This window comes from Streptosporangium fragile, assembly GCF_039534445.1.
Lineage (GTDB): Bacteria > Actinomycetota > Actinomycetes > Streptosporangiales > Streptosporangiaceae > Streptosporangium > Streptosporangium fragile.
In genome coordinates this window covers 1-4,621 of sequence record NZ_BAAAVI010000147.1, presented here as the reverse complement: position 1 = coordinate 4,621, position 4,621 = coordinate 1, and the positions used below count along the sequence as shown (strand labels likewise).

Sequence of the window (4,621 nt, the reverse complement as noted above, 5' to 3'; positions counted from 1 at the left end):
GGCCCAACTCCGCCAGAACACCACCCACCAGAACCAACCTAACGAAGTACTACTAGTAACCGGGCCGCGAACGTTCGCGGTCAGAGCGACCAGAGCCGGTACGGAGTACGGATCTTCACCTGGGCTGAAGGCTCCGGCCACTCGATGGCCCCGCGTGGACGGAGACCGGCTGAGGGGGCGATGACCTTCCTGCGCGCGACGTCCCCCGGCCACACCGTTCTTTTCCGACCGCCGCCGGACAGGGTGCGCCCGTCCGGGCCGAACGCCACCGAACTCACGGAGTCGGTGTGACCGGTGAGAACGACGGAGCCGGGGCGGATGTCACGCCAGCGCAGCCGCCTTGCGCAGCAGCACCGACCGCTCGCGGACGTTGCCGCACAGCCGGGCGGCGAGCTCCAGCTCGGCCCGTGCCTCTGCGGTCCGGCCGAGCCGGGCGAGCAGCTCACCGCGCACGCTCGGGAGCAGATACGACCCCGACAGGCGGTCGGAGGCGACCAGTTCGTCCACGATGGACAGCGCCTGCCGTGGCCCGTTCGCCATCGCGACGGCGACGGCCCGGTTGAGCTCGACGACGGGGGACGGAGCCACGCGGCCGAGCGCCTCGTAGAGGAGCACGACACGCTCCCAGTCGGTCTCCGGCACCGAGGGCGCCGACGCGTGGCAGGCGGCGATCGCCGCCTGCAGTCCGTACGGTCCGAGACCGTGTCCGACAGCCGAGGCCCGGTCGATCGCGGCCAGGCCGCGACGGATCGCCGACCGGTCCCACAGGCGCCGGTCCTGATCCTCCAGAAGCACCGCCTCACCATCGGGCCCGGTGCGCGCGGGAAAGCGCGCGGCCGTGAGCTCGAACAGGGCGAGCAGCCCGTGCACCTCCGGCTCGTCGGGCAGCAACGCGGCCAGCATCCGGGCCAGCCGGATCGCCTCGTACGCCAGCTCGGGGCGGAGCAGGCGGTCACCGGTCGTCGCCGTCGAACCCTCGGTGAAGATCACGTACAGCACGCTCAGGACACCGCCGAGCCGCTGCCGCCGTTCCTCGGACGGCGGCAGCTCGAACGGCACTCCCGCCGCGGCGATCGTCTTCTTCGCCCGCGTGATCCGTGCCTGGAGGGTCGGCACGGGCACGAGGAACGCCCGGGCGATCTCCTCGCTCGACAGTCCGCCGACCGCGCGCAGCGTCAGGGCCACGCGCGCCTCGGGCGAGAGCACCGGATGGCAGGCCACGAACATCAGCGCGAGGACGTCGTCGTCGACCCGGTCGGGATCCCACGGCAGGTCGTCCGACCGGTCCGGCGGGGCCACCGCGCCCGAGCTCGCCTCACCCTCGGTGAGCCGACCGGCGAGCATGGCGTACCGCTCGTCGAGTGCCGACCGGCGGCGGAAGCCGTCGATGGCGCGCCGCCGCGCGGTCGCGAGCAGCCAGCCCACCGGGCTCGCCGGCGCGCCCTCGCGCGACCAGGTGACGAGCGCCTCCGCCACCGCCTCCTGCGCGACGTCCTCGGCGAGCGCGAAGTCCCCGGTGTAGCGGGCCAGCGCACCGACGATCCGCGCGGACTCGATCCGCCAGACGGCCTCGACGGCCCGCCGCGCCGACTCGGTGCTCGGCGGGCCGCCGGCGGCCGCGGGCGTCACAGCTGGCCGGTCCGCTCGCGCCACGCCCGCTCCCTGATGATCCACTCGTTGTCCTGCGGGAACTCGTCGATGCCCGGCACCCGGCGGATCTCACACTTCGAGCCGGCGACCGCGGGCAGTCGCTTGGCCCACTCGACCGCCTCCTCCTTCGACGCCACGTCGATCAGGTAGAAGCCGCCGAACAACTCCTTCGTCTCGCCGTACGGGCCGTCGGTGACCACCGGCGTCTCGCCGCTGAAGTCGACCACCACGCCCTGGGCCGGATCGTCCAGGCCCTCGGCGGCGACGAGCACGCCGGCCCGGATCATCTCCTCGTTGAAGCGGCCCACCGTCTCGAGCATCTGCTCGAAGGGCGTCTCCATCATCTTCGCGACGGACTCGTCGGTGCCTCGCATGATCAGCATGTACTTCGCCATCTTCGATCTCCTTGCCATCGGGGTCGTCTCTCGACCCTCTCACTCACAGGTCGAACGGGGCAGCCGCGGATCGACACGGCAGACGGACACGGGCCATATTTTTTTGCACCCGAGCGCTCTGCCCACGCGGTGCCCCCTCCGGCCGGCCAGGCCCCGCCCCCGACGAAAACCGCGTCCGGCGAGCACTCGACGGTGTTCCCGGCCAGGTCAGGAGCGCTCCGGCGGCCCGATTCCGCCGCGACCCGGAGCCGTCCCCACCCGGCGTGACGTCCGGGTGTCCGGGTGTCCGTCCTGAGGTGGCGCAGGAGCCCGGGGCCGTCCTGGACATCCGCGGCGGCGTCCTCACCACCGGTCTTCGCGCAGTCGTTCCCCGACCCCCCATACTCTTGATCATCATGTGTCGCGAAACCGCGCCGAGGGCGCGATGAAGATCGGAAACATAACAGCCGTCACCGTTACGATCGTGTCGCTGCTGCTGGGCGGATGTGACGCCGGACCCGGACGGAGCGCGTCGGCGCTGTCCTCGTCGTCCGACGCGGCGCCGTCACCCGAACCGTCACGCCCCTCCCGAGAGGCGTCGCCGGCACCCGCCGCGGGAAAGGGCGGCGGCAACCCCGACGACATCAACGGCGACGGCTTCGCGGACCTGGTCTTCACCAACCCCTACTGGGACACACCGCCCGATCTCGCGATCGTGTACGGCTCGAAAGACGGTCTCAACCCCCGGACCCGGACGGTGATGGACGCTGCGGACTTCGGCTTCAAAAGCATCATCAGGACGGGAACAGTCGACCTGGACGGTGACGGCTTCGCCGACGTGGTGATCTACGGCTTCCCGGTGGGAGGGTACCGCGGGACCTCGTACCTGGTGTGGGGCGGCCCGGAGGGGGTGGACCCCGATGTGAGACCGGTCGTCGTCCAGCCGCCCGTCTTCGAGCCCGACTTCCCCTACTGGGGTGTGCCGGGGGACTTCGACGGCGACGGCAACGGCGACCTGGCGATGGGTGTGCCGAAAACGAAGGGGACGGTCGCGGCGGACCTGGCCGTGCTGTACGGACCGTTCACCCGGGAGGGCGCCGCACGCCGCCACACCATCCATCCCGGACCGGACGACGGGGATTTCGCGGGCCTGGTCGCAGGCAGGATCGACGGACGCCGTGCCACCGGCCTGCTCGTGCATGGTGGCGGCGACGGCGAGCAGAGCCCGTCATGGCTGTTCGGGGCCGGTCCCGGCGGGCTGTCCCGCCACTCCCGCAAGCTGCACGAGGGCAATGCCTCGGCGTTCGGGGATTTCGACGGTGACGGCTATGACGACGTCGTGGTCGCCGATGACGGCAGCCGCAACAACGAGCCGGGGTACGACACCGAGCCGCCGGAGGTCGACGGCGTGATGACCGTCTACTACGGCGGGGCGGGGCGTGCGCCGCAGGTGTTCAAAGACATCGGGTACTCCTGGGAGCTGGTCGTGGGAGACTTCGACGGCGACCGGCGCGACGATCTCGCGATCGAGCTCGGCTCCGACAGGGTCGAACTGCTCCACGGCGGAGCGGCCGGGCTGCGACGCGACGGGAAGGTGATCCGTCGGCTCGGACCGGCCAAGGAGCCGGGCGGCAAGAAGTCGGCACCCGAGCAGCGCCTGGCCACACCCCGGGCGGCGGCCGACTACGACGGCGACGGGCGGGACGAGCTGGCACTGGCCTGGTTCGCGCCCGTCCATCAGCCTGCCTGGAAAGGCAGCGGGCGGTCGCAGTGGTGGGTAACGGACGGCGGTCGCGACGAGAGCAGCTTCGACACCGACGGCTGGTGAGACGTCGACGCACCGGGAAGCCGCTGTCAGCGGCCGGGCCGGACCCTGCCGGGAGGCGCTCGTCCACGTCGTCTCCGAGAGCTTCTACGCCGTCGAGCTTCTACGCCGTCCGTGATCGAAACTGAAGGTCGTCAGGCCCCGTCACGTTCCCGGCGCCGGAATCCGGCCCGATTCTCCCCGAAAGCCGAGAGCGAGCTCCGAGGCGGACACCGTGACGTGTTCTGCCACGTGCCCCACCCTCCCGTCGGGAGGCTCGGAGCGACTTCGAGGGGAACCGAAAGGATTTCTCCCACCGGGACGAGATGAAAGACTTCGCGCCGGTGGCAGGCCGAGAAGGGACCGTGGCTTCACGAGGTCCTGGACGTGGTGACACCTCTGACGTCCACGTATGAGTCGGGAGAGCATGAAGATGATCGTGCGGTTGTGGCGGGCGACCGTGTTGCCGGGGATGGAGACGGAGTACGACGTTTTCGCCCGTGACGTGTCACGGCCCATGTTCGAGCAGCAAGCCGGCTTCCAGGGGGTGATCTTCTCTCGTGACGGCGATCGATGCCTGGTGATCACCCTGTGGGCCGATCACGAGAGTGCCGAAGCTCTTGCCGCGTCTCCCGTTTACGGCCGGACCGTCGAGCGCATCAGTGCCCTCCTCCGTCCCGAGACGGTGACCGAGGTCTACGAGGTTCGCGGCGGGATCCTGCCCGGAGGTGAACTTTTCTAGTACTACAGCCAGGTTTTGTGATCTATAGTTCTGGATCATGTCGGATGAGCT

4 protein-coding genes are annotated in these 4,621 nt (G+C 70.3%); 2 read left to right on the top strand and 2 right to left on the bottom strand.

Annotated elements, in window-relative coordinates:
• Nucleotides 1-321 precede the first annotated feature (321 nt).
• The gene (locus ABD841_RS40180) at nt 322-1,629 is read right to left on the bottom strand and encodes an RNA polymerase sigma factor (protein ID WP_344982315.1); all 1,308 of its coding nucleotides are present in this window, start codon (nt 1,627-1,629) and stop codon (nt 322-324) included.
• Entirely contained in the window at nt 1,626-2,045 is a 420-nt protein-coding gene (locus ABD841_RS40175; RefSeq protein ID WP_344982314.1) for a YciI family protein, read from the bottom strand. The genes ABD841_RS40180 and ABD841_RS40175 overlap by 4 nt, the downstream gene beginning before the upstream one ends.
• Before the next feature lie 463 nt (nt 2,046-2,508).
• Between ABD841_RS40175 and ABD841_RS40170 the strand changes: the two genes are divergently transcribed.
• Together ABD841_RS40170 and ABD841_RS41060 are read left to right on the top strand one after the other, a co-directional pair.
• Nucleotides 2,509-3,852: an FG-GAP repeat domain-containing protein gene (locus ABD841_RS40170; protein ID WP_344982313.1), complete on the top strand. Its 1,344-nt coding sequence runs from the start codon at nt 2,509-2,511 to the stop codon at nt 3,850-3,852.
• A gap of 388 nt (nt 3,853-4,240) precedes the next feature.
• A complete protein-coding gene (locus tag ABD841_RS41060; protein WP_425582122.1) occupies nt 4,241-4,570 on the top strand; it encodes an antibiotic biosynthesis monooxygenase family protein in 330 nt (109 codons plus the stop codon).
• Nucleotides 4,571-4,621 lie beyond the last annotated feature (51 nt).

Bases quoted from the DNA above. Each gene is read 5' to 3' on its own strand.
- ABD841_RS40175 (WP_344982314.1), bottom strand. From the start codon at position 2,045: ATGGCGAAGTACATGCTGATCATGCGAGGCACCGACGAGTCCGTCGCG.
- ABD841_RS41060 (WP_425582122.1), top strand. From the start codon at position 4,241: ATGAGTCGGGAGAGCATGAAGATGATCGTGCGGTTGTGGCGGGCGACC.